Source organism: Streptomyces sp. NP-1717, from assembly GCF_022695985.1.
In the GTDB taxonomy this organism is placed as follows: Bacteria; Actinomycetota; Actinomycetes; order Streptomycetales; family Streptomycetaceae; genus Streptomyces.
In genome coordinates, this window is sequence record NZ_JAAPBF010000005.1 from 1 (window position 1) to 21,864 (window position 21,864).

The 21,864-nt window shown below is 72.3% G+C and carries 21 protein-coding genes and 1 tRNA gene; 15 read left to right on the top strand and 7 right to left on the bottom strand.

What is annotated here, in order from left to right; genetic code table 11:
- Positions 1-489 (bottom strand): gluconokinase (locus GXP76_RS01770; protein WP_242569593.1); only part of this gene is annotated, 489 nt, incomplete at its 3' end.
- Positions 490-620: 131 nt separating this feature from the next.
- Between GXP76_RS01770 and GXP76_RS01775 the strand changes: the two genes are divergently transcribed.
- The 3 genes from GXP76_RS01775 to GXP76_RS01785 all read left to right on the top strand — a co-directional run bounded on the left by GXP76_RS01775 (position 621) and on the right by GXP76_RS01785 (position 3,140).
- Positions 621-1,322, top strand: a complete 702-nt coding sequence (locus tag GXP76_RS01775; protein WP_242569594.1) for a FadR/GntR family transcriptional regulator — start codon at positions 621-623, stop codon at positions 1,320-1,322.
- A gap of 73 nt (positions 1,323-1,395) precedes the next feature.
- The gene (locus GXP76_RS01780; protein WP_242569595.1) at positions 1,396-2,511 is read left to right on the top strand and encodes an S-(hydroxymethyl)mycothiol dehydrogenase; all 1,116 of its coding nucleotides are present in this window, start codon (positions 1,396-1,398) and stop codon (positions 2,509-2,511) included.
- Positions 2,511-3,140 (top strand): MBL fold metallo-hydrolase, encoded by a 630-nt coding sequence (locus GXP76_RS01785; RefSeq protein WP_242569596.1) that lies wholly within the window; start codon positions 2,511-2,513, stop codon positions 3,138-3,140. Before GXP76_RS01780 ends, GXP76_RS01785 begins: the two co-directional genes overlap by 1 nt.
- A gap of 50 nt (positions 3,141-3,190) precedes the next feature.
- Here the strand turns inward: GXP76_RS01785 and GXP76_RS01790 are convergent.
- A tRNA-Leu gene (locus tag GXP76_RS01790) sits at positions 3,191-3,278 on the bottom strand.
- A gap of 88 nt (positions 3,279-3,366) precedes the next feature.
- On the opposite strand from GXP76_RS01790, the gene GXP76_RS01795 reads away from it, so the two are divergent.
- From GXP76_RS01795 to GXP76_RS01805, 3 genes are all read left to right on the top strand, one after another.
- The gene (locus tag GXP76_RS01795) at positions 3,367-4,731 is read left to right on the top strand and encodes a M20/M25/M40 family metallo-hydrolase (RefSeq protein ID WP_277992877.1); all 1,365 of its coding nucleotides are present in this window, start codon (positions 3,367-3,369) and stop codon (positions 4,729-4,731) included.
- Positions 4,732-4,866: 135 nt separating this feature from the next.
- Positions 4,867-5,100, top strand: coding sequence for a chaplin ChpH (gene chpH, locus GXP76_RS01800; RefSeq protein ID WP_147877398.1), 234 nt, complete (start codon positions 4,867-4,869; stop codon positions 5,098-5,100).
- 133 nt (positions 5,101-5,233) lie between these two features.
- Positions 5,234-5,986 carry a chaplin gene (locus tag GXP76_RS01805; RefSeq protein WP_242569598.1) on the top strand — a complete coding sequence of 251 codons (753 nt, stop codon included), beginning with the start codon at positions 5,234-5,236 and terminating at the stop codon, positions 5,984-5,986.
- A 74-nt stretch (positions 5,987-6,060) separates the two neighbouring features.
- Here GXP76_RS01805 and GXP76_RS01810 read toward each other — a convergent pair whose 3' ends face one another.
- The gene (locus tag GXP76_RS01810) at positions 6,061-6,249 is read right to left on the bottom strand and encodes a DUF5703 family protein (protein ID WP_023542774.1); all 189 of its coding nucleotides are present in this window, start codon (positions 6,247-6,249) and stop codon (positions 6,061-6,063) included.
- A gap of 47 nt (positions 6,250-6,296) precedes the next feature.
- Between GXP76_RS01810 and GXP76_RS01815 the strand changes: the two genes are divergently transcribed.
- Complete coding sequence (locus GXP76_RS01815) at positions 6,297-6,974, top strand: hypothetical protein (protein ID WP_242569599.1); 678 nt, start codon at positions 6,297-6,299, stop codon at positions 6,972-6,974.
- A 110-nt stretch (positions 6,975-7,084) separates the two neighbouring features.
- Here GXP76_RS01815 and GXP76_RS01820 read toward each other — a convergent pair whose 3' ends face one another.
- Positions 7,085-9,907, bottom strand: a complete 2,823-nt coding sequence (locus GXP76_RS01820) for a helix-hairpin-helix domain-containing protein (RefSeq protein WP_308354082.1) — start codon at positions 9,905-9,907, stop codon at positions 7,085-7,087.
- On the bottom strand, positions 9,904-10,887 hold the full coding sequence (locus GXP76_RS01825) for an aldo/keto reductase (protein WP_242569600.1): 984 nt from the start codon (positions 10,885-10,887) through the stop codon (positions 9,904-9,906). Before GXP76_RS01825 ends, GXP76_RS01820 begins: the two co-directional genes overlap by 4 nt.
- Positions 10,888-11,037: 150 nt before the next feature.
- Here GXP76_RS01825 and GXP76_RS01830 point away from each other — a divergent pair, with 150 nt between their 5' ends.
- Positions 11,038-12,090 carry an LLM class F420-dependent oxidoreductase gene (locus GXP76_RS01830; protein WP_242569601.1) on the top strand — a complete coding sequence of 351 codons (1,053 nt, stop codon included), beginning with the start codon at positions 11,038-11,040 and terminating at the stop codon, positions 12,088-12,090.
- A gap of 308 nt (positions 12,091-12,398) precedes the next feature.
- A complete protein-coding gene (locus GXP76_RS01835) occupies positions 12,399-13,181 on the top strand; it encodes a ferritin-like domain-containing protein (RefSeq protein WP_242569602.1) in 783 nt (260 codons plus the stop codon).
- A 64-nt stretch (positions 13,182-13,245) separates the two neighbouring features.
- Here GXP76_RS01835 and GXP76_RS01840 read toward each other — a convergent pair whose 3' ends face one another.
- Positions 13,246-14,262 (bottom strand): magnesium and cobalt transport protein CorA, encoded by a 1,017-nt coding sequence (locus tag GXP76_RS01840; protein WP_242569603.1) that lies wholly within the window; start codon positions 14,260-14,262, stop codon positions 13,246-13,248.
- Positions 14,263-14,406: 144 nt separating this feature from the next.
- On the opposite strand from GXP76_RS01840, the gene GXP76_RS01845 reads away from it, so the two are divergent.
- The 4 genes from GXP76_RS01845 to mshC all read left to right on the top strand — a co-directional run bounded on the left by GXP76_RS01845 (position 14,407) and on the right by mshC (position 18,007).
- A complete protein-coding gene (locus tag GXP76_RS01845) occupies positions 14,407-15,111 on the top strand; it encodes a histidine phosphatase family protein (protein WP_242569604.1) in 705 nt (234 codons plus the stop codon).
- A gap of 106 nt (positions 15,112-15,217) precedes the next feature.
- Positions 15,218-15,808 (top strand): DUF3090 domain-containing protein, encoded by a 591-nt coding sequence (locus GXP76_RS01850; RefSeq protein WP_242569605.1) that lies wholly within the window; start codon positions 15,218-15,220, stop codon positions 15,806-15,808.
- Positions 15,772-16,605 carry an SCO1664 family protein gene (locus GXP76_RS01855; RefSeq protein ID WP_242569606.1) on the top strand — a complete coding sequence of 278 codons (834 nt, stop codon included), beginning with the start codon at positions 15,772-15,774 and terminating at the stop codon, positions 16,603-16,605. Before GXP76_RS01850 ends, GXP76_RS01855 begins: the two co-directional genes overlap by 37 nt.
- Positions 16,606-16,777: 172 nt before the next feature.
- Positions 16,778-18,007, top strand: a complete 1,230-nt coding sequence (gene mshC, locus GXP76_RS01860; RefSeq protein ID WP_242569607.1) for a cysteine--1-D-myo-inosityl 2-amino-2-deoxy-alpha-D-glucopyranoside ligase — start codon at positions 16,778-16,780, stop codon at positions 18,005-18,007.
- Between the two features lie 391 nt (positions 18,008-18,398).
- Here the strand turns inward: mshC and GXP76_RS01865 are convergent, their stop codons facing one another.
- Positions 18,399-19,502, bottom strand: coding sequence for a PAC2 family protein (locus tag GXP76_RS01865; protein WP_242569608.1), 1,104 nt, complete (start codon positions 19,500-19,502; stop codon positions 18,399-18,401).
- 254 nt (positions 19,503-19,756) lie between these two features.
- On the opposite strand from GXP76_RS01865, the gene GXP76_RS01870 reads away from it, so the two are divergent.
- Positions 19,757-21,076, top strand: coding sequence for an enolase C-terminal domain-like protein (locus GXP76_RS01870; protein WP_242569609.1), 1,320 nt, complete (start codon positions 19,757-19,759; stop codon positions 21,074-21,076).
- Positions 21,073-21,861: an SDR family NAD(P)-dependent oxidoreductase gene (locus GXP76_RS01875; RefSeq protein WP_242569610.1), complete on the top strand. Its 789-nt coding sequence runs from the start codon at positions 21,073-21,075 to the stop codon at positions 21,859-21,861. The genes GXP76_RS01870 and GXP76_RS01875 overlap by 4 nt, the downstream gene beginning before the upstream one ends.
- The last annotated feature ends 3 nt before the right edge of the window (positions 21,862-21,864 follow it).

The window sequence follows — 21,864 nt, forward strand, 5'->3', positions numbered from 1 at the left end:
CGCGGCGACACCCCGTTCGGTGATCTCCTCGGGGGTGCCCGTCACATCGACGGCGACGCCCGCCTCGTCGCCGCCGAGCGGCTGCAACGTGGCGAACTGCGAATCCAGCAGGGCGGTCGGCATGAAGTGCCCCTTGCGTCCCGCCATCCGGCGCTCGATCAGCGCGCGGTCACCGGTGAGATGCAGGAAGACGGCGTCGGGCGCCGCCGCCCGCAGCCGGTCGCGGTAGGCGCGCTTGAGCGCCGAACTGCTGACCACACCGCCGAGACCCGCCCGGCCGTGCGCCCAGCGCCCGATCGCGTCGAGCCACGGCCAGCGGTCGTCGTCGTCGAGCGGGGTGCCGGCGGTCATCTTGGCGATGTTCGCCGGGGGGTGGAAGTCGTCGCCCTCGGCGTACGGGACGCCCAGTGCGGCGGCCAGCAGGGGACCGACGGTGGTTTTGCCGGTGCCTGCCACGCCCATCACCACGACGACGTGGGGGGTGCTCATCTGATGCCTCACTGTCTTCACGTGCTCCGCTGCCTCCGCGCTACTGAAGCCGATAAGTACGACGTATTCAAGGTGTCGTAACCCACACGTCATATTTTTTCTTCGCCCGACCCGCCCCGTAGGCTTCCGTCATGACCACAGAAGGCCGGGGCCTGCATACCCATGTGCTCGACACCCTCGGTCTCGCCATCACGGGGGGCGAGTACCCCGAAGGCGGCGTCGTGCGCACCGACGAGGTCGCGCAGCGCTTCGACGTCTCGCGCACCGTCGTACGGGAAGTGGTCCGGGTCCTGGAGTCGATGCACCTCGTGCAGTCACGGCGCCGCGTCGGCGTCACGGTGCGCCCCGCCCGCGACTGGAACGTCTACGACCCGCGGGTCATCCGCTGGCGGCTCGCGGGCAGCGACCGCCCGCGCCAGCTGCGCTCCCTGACCGTGCTGCGCTCCGCGATCGAACCGGTCGCCGCCGGCCTCGCCGCCCTCCACGCCACGCCCGAACAGTGCGCCGCCCTCACCGAGCAGGCCCTCGGAATGGTCGCCACGTCACGAGGCCACCAGCTGGAGGGATACCTGCGACACGACATCGCCTTCCACCGGGTGGTTCTCGACGCGTCGGGCAACGAGATGTTCGCGCGGCTCGGCGACGTGGTCGCGGAGGTCCTGACGGGCCGCACGCGGCACGAGGTGATGTTCCACGACCCGGACCCGGCGGCCGTCACCCTGCACGTACAGGTCGCCGAGGCCGTACGGGAGCGGGACGCGGCCCGCGCGGAGGAGCTGACCCGGGAGATCGCCGTCGGCGCCCTCCAGGAACTCGACGTCCTGGCGCCCTGACCGGGGGCGGCGCGTGCGACCGCGACGGTGACAGACTTGCCCCTTCAGGCTCGAAGGAGAGGCAGGTCCTGGCATGTCGCAGCAGGTGCAAGGCGTCGTGGCGCCCGGCAAGAACGAGGCGGTGCGGGTCGAGACGATCGTGATCCCCGATCCCGGCCCCGGCGAGGCCGTGGTGAAGATCCAGGCGTGCGGTGTCTGCCACACCGATCTGCACTACAAGCAGGGCGGGATCAACGACGACTACCCCTTCCTCCTCGGGCACGAGGCGGCGGGTGTCGTGGAGGCGGTCGGCGACGATGTCACCGACGTCGCCCCCGGTGATTTCGTCGTTCTCAACTGGCGTGCCGTCTGCGGCAGTTGCCGGGCGTGCCTGCGGGGCAGGCCCTGGTACTGCTTCAACACCCACAACGCGAAGCAGAAGATGACCCTGCTCGGGGGTACCTCCCTGGCCGGAGGCTCAGGGGGAGGCGCCGAGCTGTCCCCCGCGCTCGGCATCGGGGCCTTCGCGGAGAAGACCCTCGTCGCCGCCGGACAGTGCACCAAGGTCGACCCGGCCGTCTCACCGGCCGTCGCCGGACTGCTGGGCTGCGGCGTCATGGCCGGCATCGGCGCGGCGATCAACACCGGCAACGTCGGCCGGGGCGACTCCGTCGCCGTCATCGGCTGCGGCGGGGTCGGCGACGCGGCGATCGTGGGCAGCCGCCTCGCGGGCGCGGCCCGGATCATCGCCGTGGACATCGACGACCGCAAGCTGGCCACGGCGCGGACGATGGGCGCCACCCACACCGTCAACTCCCGCTCCACCGACGCCGTCGAGGCGATCAGGGAGCTGACCGGCGGCTTCGGCGCCGACGTCGTCATCGAGGCGGTCGGCCGCCCGGAGACCTACGAACAGGCTTTCTACGCACGCGACTTGGCCGGCACGGTCGTCCTGGTCGGCGTCCCCACCCCCGAGATGAAGCTCGAACTGCCGCTGCTCGACGTGTTCGGACGCGGCGGCGCGCTCAAGTCGTCCTGGTACGGCGACTGTCTGCCCTCCCGCGACTTCCCCATGCTCATCGACCTGCACCAGCAGGGCCGTATCGACCTGGGCGCGTTCGTCACCGAGACCATCGGACTCGGCGACGTCGAGGAGGCGTTCGCCCGGATGCACGAGGGTCACGTCCTGCGTTCGGTGGTGATGCTCTGATGGCCGCCCGTATCGACCGGCTCGTCACCTCGGGCACCTTCTCGCTCGACGGCGGCACCTGGGACGTCGACAACAACGTCTGGATCGTCGGCGACGACACCGAGGCGATCGTCATCGACGCGGCCCACGACGCCGAGGCCATCGAGCGCGCGCTCGGCGGCCGGACGCTGCGCGCCGTGGTCTGCACCCACGCCCACAACGACCACATCGACGCCGCCCCGGCCCTCGCCGCCGCGACCGGCGCGCCGGTCCTGCTCCACCCGGACGACCTCCCGCTGTGGAAGCAGACCCACCCGGACCGCCTCCCGGACGGCGAACTCGCCGACGGCCAGGCCCTGTCGGTGGCCGGCACCACCCTGACGGTGCTGCACACCCCGGGCCACGCACCGGGCGCCGTCTGTCTTTACGCCCCCGGCCTGTCCACGGTCTTCACCGGTGACACGCTCTTCCAGGGCGGCCCCGGCGCCACCGGGCGGTCCTTCTCGCACTTCCCGACCATCATCGAGTCGATCCGCGAACGGCTGCTGACCCTGCCGCCCAAGACGGTGGTCCGTACCGGCCACGGCGACTCGACCACCATCGGCGACGAGGCGCCGCAGCTGGACGAGTGGATCAGGTCCGGCGGCTGAGCACGCCCCGTGAACGGCGAAAAGCCCCTGCTCAGCAGGGGCTTTTTCGATGGTGTCCGAGGGGGGACTTGAACCCCCACGCCCGATAAAGGGCACTAGCACCTCAAGCTAGCGCGTCTGCCATTCCGCCACCCGGACAAGGTGTCCGCCGGGCGACCAGAGGCCGTTCCGACGTGGAAAACCATAGCAAACATCGGGCACTGCCCGATCCCGCCCCGGTGGGAGGATGGGGCGACCACCGGCAACGACAGCGGGAGTGAGCAGCGTGAGCGAGTCGAACACGGGCGGGACGGTCTCGGGCGAGGACGAGGTCGTCGACCTCTGCCGCGATCTGATCCGGATCGACACCAGCAACTACGGCGACCACTCGGGGCCCGGCGAACGGCTCGCGGCCGAGTACGTGGCGGAGAAACTGGCCGAGGTGGGACTCGAACCGAAGATCTTCGAGTCCCACAAGGGCCGCGCCTCCACCGTGGCCAGGATCGCCGGCGAGGACCCCTCCAGGCCCGCGCTGCTCATCCACGGCCACACCGATGTCGTCCCCGCCAACGCGGACGACTGGACGTACGACCCGTTCGCCGGCGAGATCGCCGACGGCTGCCTCTGGGGGCGCGGCGCGGTCGACATGAAGGACATGGACGCCATGACCCTCGCCGTGGTGCGGGACAGGCTCCGCAGCGGACGCAGGCCCCCGCGCGACATCGTCCTCGCCTTCCTGGCCGACGAGGAGGCGGGCGGTACGTACGGGGCGCGGCATCTCGTCGACAACCACCCGGACCTCTTCGACGGCGTCACCGAGGCGATCAGCGAGGTCGGCGGCTTCTCGTTCACCGTCAACGAGAACCTGCGGCTCTATCTCGTCGAGACGGCGCAGAAGGGCATGCACTGGATGCGGCTGACCGTGGACGGCACGGCCGGCCACGGCTCGATGACCAACACGGACAACGCCATCACCGAACTCTGCGAGGCCGTGGGACGGCTGGGCCGGCACCAGTGGCCGGTGCGGATGACCAAGACCGTGCGGTCCTTCCTGGACGAGCTGTCCGACGCGCTGGGCGTACCGCTCGACCCGGAGGACATGGAGGGCACCCTCGCGACGCTCGGCGGCATCGCGAAGATGATCGGCGCCACCCTGCGCAACTCCGCCGCCCCCACGATGCTCGGTGCGGGCTACAAGGTGAACGTGATCCCCGGTCAGGCGACCGCCCATGTCGACGGCCGCTTCCTGCCCGGCTACGAGGAGGAGTTCCTCGCCGACATCGACCGGATCCTCGGCCCGCGCGTGCGGCGCGAGGACGTGCACGGCGACAAGGCCCTGGAGACCAGCTTCGACGGCAAGCTCGTGGACGCCATGCAGACCGCGCTCGTCGCCGAGGACCCGATCGCGCGGGCCGTCCCGTACATGCTCTCGGGCGGCACGGACGCCAAGTCCTTCGACGACCTCGGCATCCGCGGCTTCGGCTTCGCCCCGCTCAAGCTCCCGCCGGAGCTGGACTTCGCGGGGATGTTCCACGGGGTGGACGAGCGGGTGCCGCTGGACGGCCTGAAGTTCGGCGTACGGGTGCTCGACCGGTTCATCGACGCCTGCTGAGCCGGATATTCGGCAGTGCGTACGCAGTTGACTGAAAAGGGTGAATGCGACCATACGCTCGTAGCCTGATTACTTCCTTCTCGTTAAAGGTGTGCGGTCCGAGGTTGGGGCCGCGTTTGCCAACAAGGAGGAATAATGATCAAGAAGGTCGTCGCCGCTGCGGCTGCCACCGGCAGTCTCGTGCTCGCGGGCGCGGGTATGGCCGTTGCCGACTCCGGTGCCCAGGGTGCCGCTGTCGGGTCTCCCGGTGTGCTCTCGGGCAATGTCATCCAGGTGCCCATCCACATTCCGGTGAATGCGTGCGGCAACACGGTCTCCGTGATCGGGCTGCTGAACCCCACCTTCGGCAACACCTGCGTCAACGCGTGACGTTGTACCTCAACCCGTAAGGGTTGAGCCCGGGCGGCCCCGGAGTGCGCGCCATGCACTCCGGGGCCGCTGGGCCTCAATCCCCAGGCGGTCGTGCCGGGGGTAACCGGAAGGCAGAAGGCAGGAACAAGCTATGAGACAGGTCACGCGCAAAGGCCTGATCAGTGTGGCGGCGGCCGGCGGCGTACTCGCCCTCGGCGGCGGCTACGCACAGGCGGACTCGGCCGCGGACGGAACGGCGTCGAACTCCCCGGGCGTACTGTCCGGGAACAACGTCCAGGTCCCGGTGCACGTCCCGGTCAACGTCTGCGGCAACACCGTCGATGTCGTCGGGGTGCTCAACCCCGCCATGGGCAACAGCTGCGCGAACGCGTCCGACGGCGGTCGCGGCTCGCACGGCGGTTCACAGGGCGGCGGCTCGCACGGCGGCAAGGACCGCCCCGAGGGCAACGGCTCGCAGGGCGGGCACGGAGGCCACGGCGGCGGCTCGCACGCCGGGGGAGGAGCCGCCGACTCACCCGGTGTCGGCTCCGGCAACAACATCCAGGTGCCGATCGACATCCCCGTGAACGTCTGCGGGAACAGCGTCGACATCGTCGGGGTGCTCAACCCCGCCTTCGGCAACGAGTGCGCGAACGACGCGGACACCCCCGCGCCGCCGCCCGAGAAGCCCGAGGAGCCGGTCACCCCCGAGCCTCCGACGGACCGCGTCGTCCCGCCGACCCCGAACAAGCCGGAGACGCAGGCCGTCGGGTCCGGCGCCCCGGAGGGCACCGAGGTGCTGGCCCAGACCGGCGCCGGCGGGCTCGGACTGGTCATTCCGGCCGGCGCGGCCCTGCTGCTCGCGGGCGGCGTCATCTACCGCCGCACCCGCGCCGCCGCGTAACAGCGCGCGTACGGACAGGTCCGGTACGGCACGGGGTGGGCTCCGCACACAGCGGGGACCCACCCCGTCGCCGTTCACCAGGTGGCGCGTACCTGACGGATGATGCGCCGGCGCAGCCGCACCCGGCGACTGCCGTCCCGGTGGAGGCTCAGTCGGTCCATTTCCCAGTGTCCGTACTCGGCGTGGTCGGTCAGCAGGCGGGTCGCGTCGCTGCGGGACACCCCGCGCGGCACGTACACGTCGACAAATTCGTATTCCGGCATCGCATCTATTGTGCGGGCAGAGGCCCGGTACGGATAGCGTCTGCTCTATGTCTGATGCTGCGCAGCCCACGGCTGCCGAGGTACGTGCCGCCGCCGAGGCGGTCAAGGTCGCGCTGGACCGTCACCTCGCGGCGGTCGAACGCCGCACGGGTGAGGACGACCCGGCGGTCTCCGAGGCGTTCAACGCCCTCGCCACGGCGGCGGAGGCGTACGACGAGCGGCTCTACGACCTCTACGACGAGGTCACCCCGTTCGAGATTCCCGGCACGGACGACTCCTTGCCGCCCTACCGGGGTCCCGAGGAGCCGAACGCGCTCAGCGTGCTGATCCGCCGCGACTACGCGGTGGCGGAGCCGCGGAGACTGCTCGCCCAGGCGCAGCGCATCGCCGATGTCGACGGGGACGCCGAGACCGTGGCGGTCGTCGGCGCCAGCGTGCACGCCGCTGTGGGCGTGCTCTTCGGCGAGTACGAACCCGACGAGATCGCGTCCCGGCACAAGGAGTTCGGCCTGGAGGAGGGCGACTCCACCCTGTGGGTGTCGGCCGCCGACGACCTTCCGGAGCCCGGAGAATGGCTCGGCGCCCCCTTCGAACAGGCCGATCCGCAGCAGGTCGTCTGCCGCTTCGACGTCAGCTCGGTCTTCGACGAGGACGAGTTCGACGGCGTCGGCGTCGGCCGCAGCGGCTTCGGCGACCTCGGTGACCTGGAGGAACAGGACGCCTGACCGCGCCGTACGGCGCGCCCTCACCCTGTTGCGACAACGGCCGTCGGCCCGCCCGCGAAACTCGTGGACGGGCCGACGGCCGTTCGGGTCACACCCCGCGTTCACACCCCTCACACGGCGGGTGTCAGCAGGACCTCCAGGAGCGTACGGAGCCGCGTCGTCCGCTCGGCGGCCGGAACCCCGGCCACCGCGTGCGCGAGCGCCTGGTCGACGCCGTGGACCACGGACAGATGGCGCTCGCCCCGGCCGAAGGCCGTGTACACCCAGGGCCGGTTCAGACCCTGCGCCGCGTCACCGGGCAGCACCACGACGGCGGCCGGCCACCGCATCCCCGCCGCCTGGTGCGCGGTGAGCGCCCAGCCGTGCCGTACGACCGAATCCACCAGCTCCCTGGGCACCACGACGGGCACCCCGTCGCAGTCGAGGCGGAGCCCCTCCGCGTCCGCCGAGACGACCGAGCCCGTCAGGGTCCGGCCCGGGGCGGGCACATAGGCGACCCGGTCGTCCGGGTCGAAACCGCCGAAGCGGCCGGGGCCGGGATTCAGCCGCTCCTTGAGCGCCGTGTTCAGCGCGCGCGTCCCGACCGCGCCGCCGTGCCCGACCGTGATCACCTGCGTCTGGCCCGACGGGACACCGATGGCGCGCGGCACCGAGTCGGCGACGAGCTGCACCGTACGGTGCACGGCCTCGCCCGCGTCGCGTACCGGCACGATCACGATCTCCTTGCCGGGCGCCTCGACCTGGTTCAGCTCACCGATGCCGATCCCGGAGACCAGTTCGCCGAGAGGCCCGGGGTCGGGCGTGCGCGAGGCGATCTGCGGGCACACACGGGCCGCCAGCAGATCGGCGAAGACCCGCCCGGCGCCCGCCGACCACAGCACCCCGGGGTCGCCGGAGAGGACCAGCCGCGCGCCGTCGGGCAGCGACTCGACCAGTACCGTCGCCGTCTCCACGTCCAGTTGGGGCGCGTCGAGGACGACGAGGAGGTCGAGGTCGAGCGCACCGTCCGCGTCCCGCCCCGGCCCCTCCGCGCCGGAGAGCAGCCCCGCGACCGTGACGGCGCCCGCGCCCAGCCGGCGCCGGCCGTTCTCGCTGTGCGCGGCGACGACCGGCCGCAGGCCGAGCGTGCGGACGGCCTCGGCGAGGGCCACCGGCTCGGCACGCGCGGCCTCACCGCCCGTGTGGACGACGAGGCCGTGTCCGGCGACCGCGCGGATCAGCTCGGCCGCCGAGGGCGACGGGGCCTGCGCCGCCGCCTCGTCCCAGGACGCCCCCTGGGCGGTCTTCACCAGGCGGGCCAGACCGTCGGCGAGGCTCTCCTCGGCGAGGGCGTACCGGTCGAGACCGAGCAGGACGGGTACGGCCGGGCCGTCGGCGTCGCCGGTGGTCTCGCCGTCCTCCGTGTCCGTGTCCGCGTCGTCGTCGGCGCCGTCCTGGAACACCAGCACGGCGCCCTCCGCGATCGCGTGCTGGAGTGCCTGGTCGGGATCGGGCACCGACCGCTCCGCCAACGCGGCCCGCACGGCCGGGAAGGTGAGCGCGGTGTGCCCCAGCAGGGCGGCGCGCTCCAGCTGCCAGCCGACGAGAGCGGCGGCCCGCCGTCCGTCACCGGGACCGCAGCCGTCGCCGAGGAGCGCGCGGGCGAATCCGTCGGCCTGTTCGGGCCGGACACCGGGGACGGACAGCAGGAGCCACGGATCCTCGCGCAGCAGATCGCCTGCCCGCTCGCCGAGCGTGGCGGTGACCTGCGGGGCCAGCGTCGCCGGCGCACCGCCTTCGGTGAGCACACCGGCGGCCGCCGCCACGGCCTCAGGAGCGGTCTCGGGGCCGCCGGAGACGGCACGGGCGGGCTCGGGAGCCCGGACCCGGTTCTGAGCCGGTACGGCGGGAGCTGCGGCCTCGGGTGCCACGTGACGGGCCGGGGCCGCCTGACCGCCCTCCATGGCCCGCACGGCGGCGAGCAGATCGGCCGCCTGCCCACTGAGCTTGGCGCCCGCGGGAATGGGCCCCTCCTTCTCGGCCTTCCGCCGCGCGATCCGCTCACGCAACTCACGCTGCGCGGCGATCTCCACCTCCACGTCGGTCGGCTGAGCCACCTCGTCCCCCGGGACGTGGCCCCCGTCGGGGGTACCGGGCACGGCGTCGCCGTCCTCGGCGGACGCGCTCCCGCCTCCGTCGGACGTGACCCCGGCGCTCCCGTCCCCGCCGGATCCGATCGCGCTCCCGGCGGGGGCGGCTCCGCCGGGCGCACTGGGTACGGCTTCGCCGTCCCCGAGCGTGTTCCCGTCCCCGTCGGTGGTGGCTCCACCGGGGGCACCGGGTGCGGCGTCGCCGTCCTCGGCGGACGCGTCGGTGCCCCCGGCGTCACCGTGGACAGCGCCCGCGCTCTCGCCCCTGGCTGACGCGGGCCCGGCCTCGTGCCCGGCGGGCGCGACCCCGCCCGGCGCACCGGGTACGGCTCCGCCGTCTGCGAGCGCGTTACCGCCCCCGTTGGGTGTGGCCTTGTCCTGGCCCCCGGCGGGCGCGACCCCGCCCGGCGCACCGGGTACGGCTCCGCCGTCGACCCTGGAAGCGCCCGCGTCGCTGTCGCGCGTGGCTCCGCTCTCGGCGTCGGTTACGGCTGCGCCGTCCACGGCGGACGCGTCGGCGTCCCCGGCAGGTGTGGCTCCGTCCCCGGCGTCGGATACGGCGTCACCGGGGACAGCGCCCGCGCTGCCGTCCGCCGCGGCCTCGCTCCCGTCAGGGCCGGCTCCGCCCGGCGCACCGGGTACGGCGACCGCACCCCCGTCCGCCGCGGACGCGGCCCCGTCCTCCTCGTTCGCGGCTGCGCCGGCCCCGTCCGTCGCTGACGGCGACTCCGACTTCTCCGCGACTGCGGTGTCGCGGGCGTCGGCGGGGGATCCGGGGGGCGTTCCCCGGGAAGGCACAGTCACAGCGTGCTCCAGTCCTGATCGGGATAGCGGTGCACGGGCGCCGACACGTCGTCGAGCGCCTGGCAGATCTCGTCCGGAAGCCTAAGGCTCTCCACTGACAGCGCGGCCGTGAGCTGCCGCGCGTTGCGCGCCCCGACGATCGGGGCGACCACGCCCGGCCGGTCCCTGACCCACGCCAGCGCCACCTCCAGCGGTGTCGTCGCCAGCCCCTCCGCCGCCGTCACCACCGCGTCGACGATGCGGCTCGCCGGTTCGTCGAGATACGGCTCCACGAACGGCGCCAACAGCTCCGACGCGCCACGGGAGTCGGCGGGCGTGGAGTGCCGGTACTTGCCCGTCAGCACTCCCCGGCCGAGCGGCGACGAGGGCAGCAGCCCGACCTCCAGATCGACGGCGGCCGGCAACACCTCGCGCTCCACGCCCCGTTGCAGCAGGGAGTACTCCATCTGTGTGCTGGCCAGCCGGGTCCGCACCCCGGGTGAGGCGAGCTGCCAGGTCGCCGCCTTGGCGAGCTGCCAGCCCGAGAAGTTCGACACCCCCGCGTATCTCGCCCGGCCGCTGCTCACGGCTATGTCGAGCGCCTGGAGCGTCTCCTCCAACGGCGTCCCGGTGTCGAACGCGTGGAGCTGCCAGAGGTCGACATGGTCGGTGCCGAGCCGCTCCAGCGACGCGTCCAGGGCGGACAGCAGATGTCCCCGCGACCCGTTGAAGCGTCTGTACGGATCGGGCACGCTGCCCGCCTTGGTGGCGATCACCAGCTCCCGGCGGGGCAGGAGTCTGTCCACCAGCTGCCCGAGCAGATACTCGGCCTCCCCGCCCCCGTACACGTCGGCGGTGTCGACGAGAGTGCCGCCCGCCTCCCAGAACGCCTTCAACTGGTCGGCCGCGTCGTGCTCGTCGGTGTCGCGCCCCCAGGTCAGCGTGCCGAGTCCGATCCGGGACACTCGCAGGCCGGTACGGCCGAGATGCCTCTGCTCCATGACCGCTGAGGTTACTGGCCGTGGCCCGGGTCGAGTTGAGCCTGTGGACAACCCGGCCCCGGCGGGCGCCCGATGCCGCCCCTGACGGATGCCGACACCACGCGCTAGAGTCCCGGCACAGGGACGTTACTGATCAGTAAGGGAGTGGTTATGCGGCTCGGCATCAATCTCGGCTACTGGGGCGCCGGCATGGACGGCGACAACCTCGCCGTCGCCCAGGAGGCCGACCGGCTCGGCTACGACGTCTGCTGGGCCGCCGAGGCGTACGGCTCCGACGTCCCCACCGTGCTGAGCTGGGTCGCCGCCCAGACGGAGAACATCGACGTCGGCTCGGCGATCATGCAGATCCCGGCCCGCCAGCCCGCCATGACCGCGATGACGGCCGCCACGCTGGACTCCCTCTCCGGCGGCCGGTTCCGCCTCGGCCTCGGGGTCTCCGGACCGCAGGTCTCCGAGGGCTGGTACGGCGTGAAGTTCGACAAGCCGCTGGCCCGCACCCGCGAGTACGTCGAGATCGTCCGCCGCGCGATGTCCCGCGAGCGCCTCTCCTACGAAGGCGACCACTGGACCCTGCCCCTGCCCGGCGGCCCCGGAAAGCCGCTCAAGCTCACGGTCCACCCCGAGCGCGAGCACATCCCCCTCTACATCGCCGCGATCGGCCCCAAGAACCTGGAGCAGACCGGCGAGATCGCCGACGGCGCCCTGCTGATCTTCCCCTCGGCCGAGCATCTTGAGGAGACCGCGATCAGGCATCTGCGCGCGGGCCGTGAGAAGGCCGGTCTGACCATGGACGGGTTCGACGTCTGCCCGACCCTGCCGATCGCGCTGGGCGACGACATCGACGCGCTGGCCGACATGTTCCGCCCGTACACCGCGCTCTACGTGGGCGGCATGGGCAGCCGGAAGCAGAACTTCTACAACCAGCTCGCCTGCCGCATGGGCTACGAGCGCGAGGCTGCGGAGATCCAGGACAAGTACCTGGACCGCGACAAGGACGGGGCCGCAGCCGCCGTACCGCACCAGCTGATCGACTCGACCACGCTGCTCGGCCCGGTGGAGCGGATCGCCGACCGGATGACGGCGTACGCAGCGGCCGGTGTCACGACGCTGACGCTCGCTCCCGCCGGCTTCACCCTCGACGAGCGGCTCGCGGCCCTGCGCGCGGGCACCGAGGCACTGGAACTGGCCGGGCTCGTCACCTGAGCGGGCCCCGCACGCCCGGACGCTCCTGACCGCGTCCGGGGCGCGCACCCGGGACCGAGAAGTCCGCGGCCGTGGTGGGGGCTCGGGGGGTCTTCCCCGCCACGGCCGTCATGAAGGACAACGCCCCGCCCGCCACCCGGTTACGCACCCCCGCATACGTACGGACGTGCCCCCGGGTCTCGCGGGTTCTTCCGAGGTCTCCCTCCTTCGGCCGAGTCGGGGCCCTGAGCTGTTGCCTCTTCCCCCGTGTCGGATTTGACTCCTTGTGCGGATGTCTGTGGGGACATCCGGCATGGAGGTGGCATTCGATGTTCTCGGCCCGAGGCCTGTTCGAGGAAATCCTCGACAACGACGACTCCTTCCGGCTCTTCTGCTCCATCGCGGCCAGCGGCGAGACCCAGGGCGGCTGGGAGAACGGCCGTATCGCCGCCCTGGTGCCCGAAGGGATGCGGGATCTCGCACCCAAGATCGCCCGGCACGGCGCCGACGAGGACAAACACGGGCGGATCTTCAACGCGCTGCTCAAGCGGCGCGGCCTGGAGCCGGTCGACGTCCCGCCCGACACCGACTACACGATGCTGCTCGAACAGCGGGGCATCGGCCTCCCGCACGACAAGCTGCGCCGGGACGACCCGCTGACCGAGGAGGACGTCGTCGTCTACCTCTGCCACAGCCGGGTCACCGAACAGCGCGCCGGGGACCAGATGGACATGCTGGTGAAGTACTTCGGCGACCACCCGGTCGTCGGCAACGCCATCAGGATCATCAGCGCCGACGAGGACAACCATCTCGCCTACTGCCACGAGGAGTTGCTGCGCCTCGCGCGCCGGGGTCACGGCCGCACCATCCACCGGGTGCTCCACGAGAGCGCGCGGGCCGAGATCCGGATCTACCGCGATGTGAGCCTCGCCGTGATGGACCACATGGGTCGCGTACTGGGCTGGCCCCGGGCCAAGTCGGCGCTGCTGACCGCCGGCATCCACGGTCTGTACGCGATGGAACGGGCGGGCGGCTGGCGGCGGATGGTCGGCCTCTCGATGCCGGAGCGCCGTGACGCGCTGGGCGGCCCGGCGACCGCGGCCGCCTTCTGAGCCGCCGGGGCCCCGGGACCTCCGGGCCCCGGGGCGGCGTCGGGCGAGCCGGCCGGCCGGGCCGTCAGAGCCAGCCGTTGCGCTTGAACAGCCGGTGCAGGAACGTCACCGCGCCCACCATCAGCAGCAGCGCGCCCGGATAACCCCACACCTGCCCGAGTTCGGGCATGTGCTGGAAGTTCATGCCCCAGATCCCCGCCAGCAGCGTCGGCACGGCCGCCATCGCCGCCCAGGCGGAGATCTTGCGCATGTCGTCGTTCTGCCGCACGCCCATCTGCGCGAGATGCGCGGACAGGATGTCCGACAGCAGCCGGTCGAGCCCCTCCACCTGTTCGTTGACGCGCGTCAGATGGTCGTCCACGTCCCGGAAGAACGGCTGCGACCGCTCCTGGACGAACGGCACCCCGGAGCGCGTGAGCCGCGAGACCGGCGCCGCCAGCGGCCCGGCGGCCCGGCGGAACTCCAGCACCTGCCGTTTGAAGGTGTAGATCCGCTCCGCGGCCGGCTGGTCGCCCGCCTCGCGGCGGCGCCCCGAGCCGCCCTCGGTGGGCGAGAAGACCTGCGACTCCAGCTCCTCCAGGTCGATCTGGAGCTCCGCGCCGACATCGAGATAGTGGTCGACCACCGCGTCGCTCACGGCGTACAGCACCGCCGTGGGCCCGTGCCTGAGCACCTCGGGCTCCGACTCCAGGCGTTGGCGCACCGCGTGCAGGGGCGCCCCCTCGCCGTGCCGGACCGTCACCACGAACGAGTCGCCGATGAAGACCATCAGCTCGCCGCTGGAGACGGTGTCGTGCTCGGAGTCGTACACCACCGGCTTGAGCACCATGAACAGGGAGTCGTCGTAGACCTCCAGCTTGGGCCGCTGATGGGCCTTGAGTGAGTCCTCCACGGCCAGCGGGTGCATGCCGAACTCGCTGCTGACGAGATCGAACTCGTTCTCCGTCGGCTCGTGCAGCCCCACCCAGAGGAAGGCGTTCCCCTCGGCCCGCACCTCGGCGAGGGCGTCGGACAGATCGGCGGGCCCGTCCGTACGGCGCCCGTCGCGGTAGATGGCACTGTCGACGATCACGCCGGTCATTCTTCCCGGGCAGCACGCTTTGACGCACCTGCGCCACATCCGCGCCGCGCGCCCCGTACGTCCCGCGCCCTCTGCCACGTGCGTCCGGCGCCCGTCCTCCCGGCACCGGCCGCCCCCGTCACCGAAGCGTTTAGGCTGGCCGCCATGGCCACCCTGATCCTCGTACGGCACGGACGCTCCACCGCCAACATCTCGGGCGTCCTCGCCGGCCGGACCCCCGGCGTCGCGCTCGACGAGCGGGGCGCCGCACAGGCCGCCGCCCTGCCGGGACGGCTCGCGGGACTGCCGCTCGCCGCCGTCGTCAGCAGCCCGCTCCAGCGCTGTCTGGAGACCGTCCGGCCGCTCGTCGAGGCCCGCCCCGGCATCGAGACGCACCAGGACGACCGGATCAGCGAGTGCGACTACGGTGACTGGTCGGGGCGCAAACTCTCCGAACTGGCCGACGAACCCCTGATGTCCGTCGTGCAGCAGCACCCCTCGGCCGCCGTGTTCCCCGGCGGTGAGTCGATGCGCGCCATGCAGGCGCGCGCCGTGGACGCCGTACGGGACTGGAACACCCGCGTCGAGGCGGAGCACGGCGAGGGCGCCGCCTATCTGATGTGCTCGCACGGCGACATCATCAAATCGCTGGTGGCCGACGCGCTCGGCATGCATCTCGACCTCTTCCAGCGCATCCACGCCGACCCCTGTTCCGTCACCGCCATCAGGTACACCCGGCTGCGCCCGTTCGTGGTGCGGCTGGGGGACACCGGCGACCTCGGTTCCCTGACACCGCGTGAGAACGAGGCCGGGGAGAAGAAGGACAGTGGTGGTGCGGCGGTCGTGGGCGGCGGCAGCGGCGCGCCGTGATCTCCGCGCGCAGTAGGGTGGACGGGCCGTCCGTGCCACCTCGGAGGTTCGCTCTCCGAGCGCCGCGGCCCGCCCCATTTCCGTCAATTCCCAAGGGAGACAGAACGTGTCCCGTCAGGTGTTCCTCTACGACCCGCCGGACCGCTTCGTGGCCGGTACGGTCGGGCTGCCTGGCCGCCGTACGTTCTTCCTCCAGGCATCCGCCTCGGGCCGCGTCACCAGCGTGGCCCTGGAGAAGACCCAGGTCGCCGCGCTCGCCGAGCGGATCGATGAGCTGCTCGACGAGGTCGTGCGCCGTACCGGCGGCAACGCGCCGGTGCCCGCCATGGCACCCACCGACGTCGCCGACGCCGCACCGCTCGACGCGCCTGTCGAGGAGGAGTTCCGGGTCGGCACCATGGCGCTGGCCTGGGACGGCGACGAACAGCGCATGATCGTCGAGGCCCAGGCCCTGGTCGAACTCGACGCGGACACCGACGAGGACCTCGCCGACGCCGAGGAACGGCTGCTCCAGGACGAGGAGAACGGTCCGCCGATGCTCCGCGTCCGGCTGTCCGGCGCCCAGGCGAGGGCCTTCGCCAAACGTGCCCTGGACGTGGTCAACGCCGGCCGGCCGCCGTGCCCGCTGTGCAGTCTGCCGCTCGACCCGGAGGGACACGTGTGCCCGCGCCAGAACGGATACCGGCGCGACGCATGAGCGTGACAGCGGTCGATCTGATCACCAAGGGCGAGCTGACCGTACGGGGCCGGATCCGTGAGGCATCCAACGCGGTCCTGTACTGCGCGGTGTCGTACGAGGGCGAGGAGGCGCACTGCGTCTACAAGCCCGTCGCGGGGGAGCAGCCGCTCTGGGACTTCCCCGACGGGACGCTCGCCGGGCGCGAGGTGGCCGCGTACGAGATCTCCGAGGTGACCGGCTGGGGTCTCGTCCCGCCCACGGTGCTGCGTGACGGTCCGTACGGCGAGGGCATGTGCCAGCTGTGGATCGAGGCCGACGAGAGCGACTCCGCGCCCCAACTCCTCGCCCTGGTCGAGGAGGAGGAGCCGGCCGACGGCTGGAAGGCGATCGGCTTCGCCGAGGTCGGCGAGGGCCGCACCGCGCTGCTGGTGCACGCCGACGACGCCCGGCTGCGGCGGCTCGCCGTCCTCGACGCCGTGATCAACAACGGCGACCGCAAGGGCGGCCATCTGCTGCCCGGGGCCGGCGGGCGGCTGTACGCGATCGACCACGGAGTCACCTTCAACGTGGACGACAAACTGCGCACCCTGCTCTGGGGATGGGCGGGAGAGCCGCTGCCCGCCGAGGCCGTGACCGTACTGGACCGGCTGGCCGCCGAACTGGTCGAAGGAACCCCGCTCACCACCCGGTTGGCCGAATTGATCACACCGGCCGAGACCGAGGCCGTTCGGTCCCGGGTCCAGGAGATGCGCCGCACGGGACGCCATCCGAAGCCGTCCGGACAGTGGCCCGCGATCCCCTGGCCGCCGGTCTGAGCGCGGGCGCCGCCCACCGGCCGCGCGGCTCCGGCGGCTCCGTGGACACCGCCTTCCGGCCTGCGTACGAGGGCCACCACGCACCAACGGGCCGACGACGCAAGAGCGCCGAACCGGACAACAGCGCCGGTCCGGTTCGTATCCGGAACCAACGTCCGGTTACGCTCATGACATGCATGCCTGGCCCGCTTCCGACGTCCCCGCCCTGCCCGGCAAGGGCCGCGACCTCCGGATTCACGACACAGCGACCGGTGGACTCGTCACCGTCGACCCCGGCCCCGTCGCCCGTATCTACGTCTGCGGCATCACGCCGTACGACGCGACGCACCTGGGGCACGCGGCGACCTACAACGCGTTCGACCTCGTGCAGCGCGTATGGCTCGACACCAAGCGGCAGATCGAGTACGTCCAGAACGTCACCGACATCGACGACCCGCTCCTGGAGCGGGCGGCGCGCGACGGAGAGGACTGGACCGGGCTCGCCGAGCGCGAGACGGCGCTCTTCCGTGAGGACATGACGGCGCTGCGGATGCTGCCGCCGCGGCACTACATCGGCGCGGTCGAGGCGATACCGGGCATCGTGCCGCTCGTGGAGCGGCTGTGTGACAGCGGCGCGGCGTACGTCCTGGACGGCGACGTGTACTTCTCCGTCGAGGCCGACCCGCACTTCGGCGAGGTGTCCGGTCTCGACGCCGAGGCGATGCGGCTGCTCTCCGCCGAGCGCGGCGGCGACCCCGAGCGCCCGGGCAAGAAGAACCCGCTCGACCCGATGCTCTGGATGGCCGCCCGCGAGGGTGAGCCGAGCTGGGAGGGCGGCAGCCTCGGCCCCGGCCGTCCCGGCTGGCACATCGAGTGCGTGGCCATCGCACTCGACCATCTCGGCATGGGCTTCGACGTCCAGGGCGGCGGCAGCGATCTCGCCTTCCCGCACCACGAGATGGGCGCCTCGCACGCACAGGCGCTGACCGGCGAGCACCCCTTCGCGAAGGCGTACGTGCACGCAGGGATGGTCGGGCTCGACGGCGCGAAGATGTCCAAGTCCAAGGGCAATCTGGTCTTCGTCTCGACCCTGCGCCACGAGGGCGTGGAGCCGGCCGCCATCAGGCTCTCGCTGCTCGCGCACCACTACCGCGCGGACTGGGAGTGGACCGGCCAGGTGCTCGAAACCGCCGTGGCGCGCCTCGCGCGCTGGCGGGCCGCCGTGTCCCGGCCCGACGGCCCGTCGGCTTCGGGCCTGGTGGAAGAGGTGCGCGAGGCGCTGTCGAACGATCTGGACGCCCCGGCGGCGCTGGCGGCGGTCGACCGCTGGGCCGCGCTTCAGGAGACCACGGGGGGTACGGACGAAGGGGCGCCCGGAGTGGTGTCCCGCACCGTCGACGCGCTGCTGGGCGTCGCGCTGTAGCCCCTGCTGGGCGCGGCGCTGCTGGGGCCCCACCCGACCGGTGCTCCGTGGACGGGGGGACCTGTCAGGTGGCTCTTCGCGGCCCGCGGCGGGGCGTCGATCCGCTCGGCATCCGCCCGGTCGACGCCCCGCCGGGCGCCGCACTGTTGGGGGCCGTCCGGCCGGTGCCCCGGCGGACCGGGGCACCGGTCCGCCAGGTCTTCGCCGGCCGTTGTCCTGCGCAGACGGGCGGGTTCCGCCGGGCCCCCCGAGTCCGGGGGTTCGCCCGGTCCACGCCCTGCCCGGCGGGTGGCGCCGGTGGGCCTCCGTCGCCTCGGCCCTGGGGCCGGTCCCGGAAAGACGTACGGGCCGCGCAGCGGCCCGTACGTCCTCCGTCTCGGCCGCCGACGGCTCAGTCGTCCGAGGAATCCTCGTCGTCCCCCGAGCCGGAGTCCGGCCCCGCCTTGCCGTCCGGCCCCGCCTTGCCGTCCGGCTCCGGCTTCTCGTCCGGCCCGGCAGCCGGCCCCGTGCCGGACTCGGCGCCGGGATCCGGCGTCGGCCCCGGCCGCTGTGCCCGCGGCGGTCTGCCGCGTCCCGGGCCCGACGTGTCCCGCAGATACGTCCCCGAACCCTCACCGGTCTCCGTGGCGTGCCCGCCCGGCTGCTGGCCGGGACCGCCGTCACGCCGCCGCAGATACCGCTCGAACTCCCGAGCGATGGCCTCGCCCGACGCCTCCGGCAGCTCCGCGGTGTCCCGCGCCTCCTCCAGCGACTGGACGTACTCCGCCACCTCGCTGTCCTCGGCGGCCAGTTGGTCCACCCCGAGCTGCCACGCCCGCGCGTCCTCCGCCAGCTCGCCCAGCGGGATCCGCAGCCCGATCAGATCCTCCAGCCGGTTCAGCAGGGCCAGCGTCGCCTTCGGGTTGGGCGGCTGCGAGACGTAGTGCGGTACGGCGGCCCACAGGCTCACCGCGGGCACCCCCGCGTGCGTGCACGCCTCCTGGAGGATGCCGACGATGCCGGTCGGGCCCTCGTACCGCGTCTCCTCCAGGTCCATCGTCCTGGCCAGGTCCGCGTCCGAGGTCACGCCGCTGACCGGCACCGGACGGGTGTGCGGGGTGTCGCCGAGCAGCGCGCCCAGGATCACCACCATCTCCACGCCCAGTTCATGGGCGAAGCCCAGGATCTCGTTGCAGAAGGAGCGCCAGCGCATGGACGGTTCGATGCCGCGGACCAGTACCAGGTCACGGGGTTTCTCCCCGCCGACCCGGACCACGGAGAGCCGGGTCGTGGGCCAGACGATCTTCCTCGCGCCGCCGTCCAGCCAGACCGTGGGCCGGTTGACCTGGAAGTCGTAGTAGTCCTCGGCGTCCAGCGCCGCGAACACCTCGCCCTTCCACTCCCGGTCCAGATGCCCGACCGCCGTGGAAGCGGCGTCGCCGGCGTCGTTCCAGCCCTCGAACGCGGCCACCATGACCGGGTCGATCAGCTCGGGTACCCCCTCGAGCTCGATCACCCAGGCCTCCTTCCGAAGTCTTCTCTGAACGTACGGACCAACCTTACGGCTTCTCAGCTACCCGTCCGCAGCCCCCGTGCACGCGCGGGTGAACTTCCGCGTCGCTGGGCATGGCTGGGGTGCCGATGCAACGAACCGGAGAATTCATCCGAGCTGTGACCGTAAATTTCGTTCCGCCCCTGGACGTTTACCCGTCAACGACGCTATACATCGGATGACCGAAGAGGTCCGATGTTCTTCTCAGGGGGCGTGCAGTGAGTCAGACCGTCACAGAGTTCGGGGTAGACGACATCCGCTTCCCCACCTCGGAGCAGCTCGACGGCTCGGACGCCATGAACCCGGACCCCGACTACTCCGCCGCGTACGTGGTGCTGCGCACCGACGACGGCGCCGAGGGCCACGGGTTCTGCTTCACCATCGGCCGGGGCAACGACGTACTGGCCGCGGCCATCGAGGCCCTGCGCCCGTACGTGATCGGGCGCCCCGCGCCGCGTACCGCCGCCGACCTCGCCGCGCTCCACATCGAGCTCACCCACGACTCGCAGCTGCGCTGGCTCGGCCCGGAGAAGGGGGTCATGCACATGGCCGCCGGCGCGGTCATCAACGCGGCCTGGGACCTCGCGGCCAAGGCCGCGGGCCTGCCCGTCTGGGAGTTCCTGGCGTCCATGACACCCGAGGAACTCGTCTCACTCGTCGACTTCCGCTACCTCACCGACGCCCTCACCCCGGCCGATGCGCTGGAGATCCTGCGCGCCGCCGAACCCGGCCGCGCCGAACGCGCCGCCAGACTGCGCGCCGAGGGCTACCCCGCGTACACCACCTCACCGGGCTGGCTCGGCTACTCCGACACCAAACTCGTCACCCTCGCCGAACAGGCCGTCGCCGACGGCTTCGAGCAGATCAAGCTCAAGGTGGGCGGCGACCTGGAGGACGACGTACGGCGCATGAAGCTGGCCCGCGCCGCGGTCGGCCCCGACATCCGGATCGCCGTCGACGCCAACCAGCGCTGGGACGTCCCCGACGCGATCCGCTGGATGACCGCGCTCGCCCCGCACGAACCGCACTGGATCGAGGAGCCCACCAGCCCCGACGACATCCTCGGCCACGCCGCCGTCCGGGCCGGACAGCCCGTCAAGGTCGCCACCGGCGAACACGGCGCCAACCGCGTCCTGTTCAAGCAACTGCTCCAGGCGGACGCCGTCGACTTCGTCCAGATCGACGCCGCGCGCGTCGCCGGCGTCAACGAGAACCTGGCGATCCTGCTCCTCGCCGCCAAGTACGGCAAACCGGTCTGCCCGCACGCCGGCGGAGTCGGCCTCTGCGAACTGGTCCAGCATCTGGCGATGTTCGACTACGTTGCCGTCTCGGGCACGTGGGACGACCGCGTCATCGAGTACGTCGACCATCTCCACGAGCACTTCACCGACCCGGTGGTGATCGACTCCGGCCGCTACGTCGCCCCCGGCGCCCCCGGCTTCTCCGCACGTATGCGCCCCGAGTCGATCGCCGCGCACCGCTACCCCGAAGGGCCCGTCTGGCAGGCCCGCCGCACCACCGAGGAGGTCAACTCATGACCGCGGCACACCACTCAGGCGACTTCACGGGCCTGGGCGCCCTCGTCACCGGCGGCGCCTCCGGCATCGGCGCCGCCGTCGCGACCCTGCTGCTGGCGCGCGGCGCGCGCGTGGCCGTACTCGACCGCGACACCGCCTCCGCCCCCGCGGGCACCCTGGCGCTCAAGGCCGACGTCGCGGACGACGACGCCGTCCGCGCGGCGGTCGACGCGGCCGCCGCCGAGTTCGGGGCCCTGCACACCGTCGTCTCCAACGCCGGGATCGGCGCCATCGGCACCGTCACCGACAACGACGACGCCGAATGGCTGCGGGTCATCGACATCAACGTCCTCGGCATGGTCCGCACCGCACGCCACGCGCTGCCCCATCTGCGGCGCGCCGCCGCCGACCGCCCCGGCCACGTCTCGATCACCCAGACCTGCTCCATCGCCGCCACGGCGGGCCTTCCGCAACGCGCCCTGTACAGCGCCAGCAAGGGCGCCGTGTACTCGCTGACTCTCGCCATGGCCGCCGACCACGTCCGGGAAGGCATCCGCGTCAACTGCGTCAACCCCGGTACCGCGGACACCCCGTGGGTCGGGCGCCTCCTCGACCAGGCACCCGACCCCGCGGCCGAACGCGCCGCCCTCGAAGCGCGCCAGCCCACGGGACGGCTGGTCGGCGCGGACGAGGTCGCCGCCGCGGTCGTCTATCTCGCGAGCCCCGCCGCCGCCGCCGTCACGGGCACGGCACTCGCGGTCGACGGCGGAATGCAGGGACTGCGCCTGCGCCCCGCCACCCCCTGATTC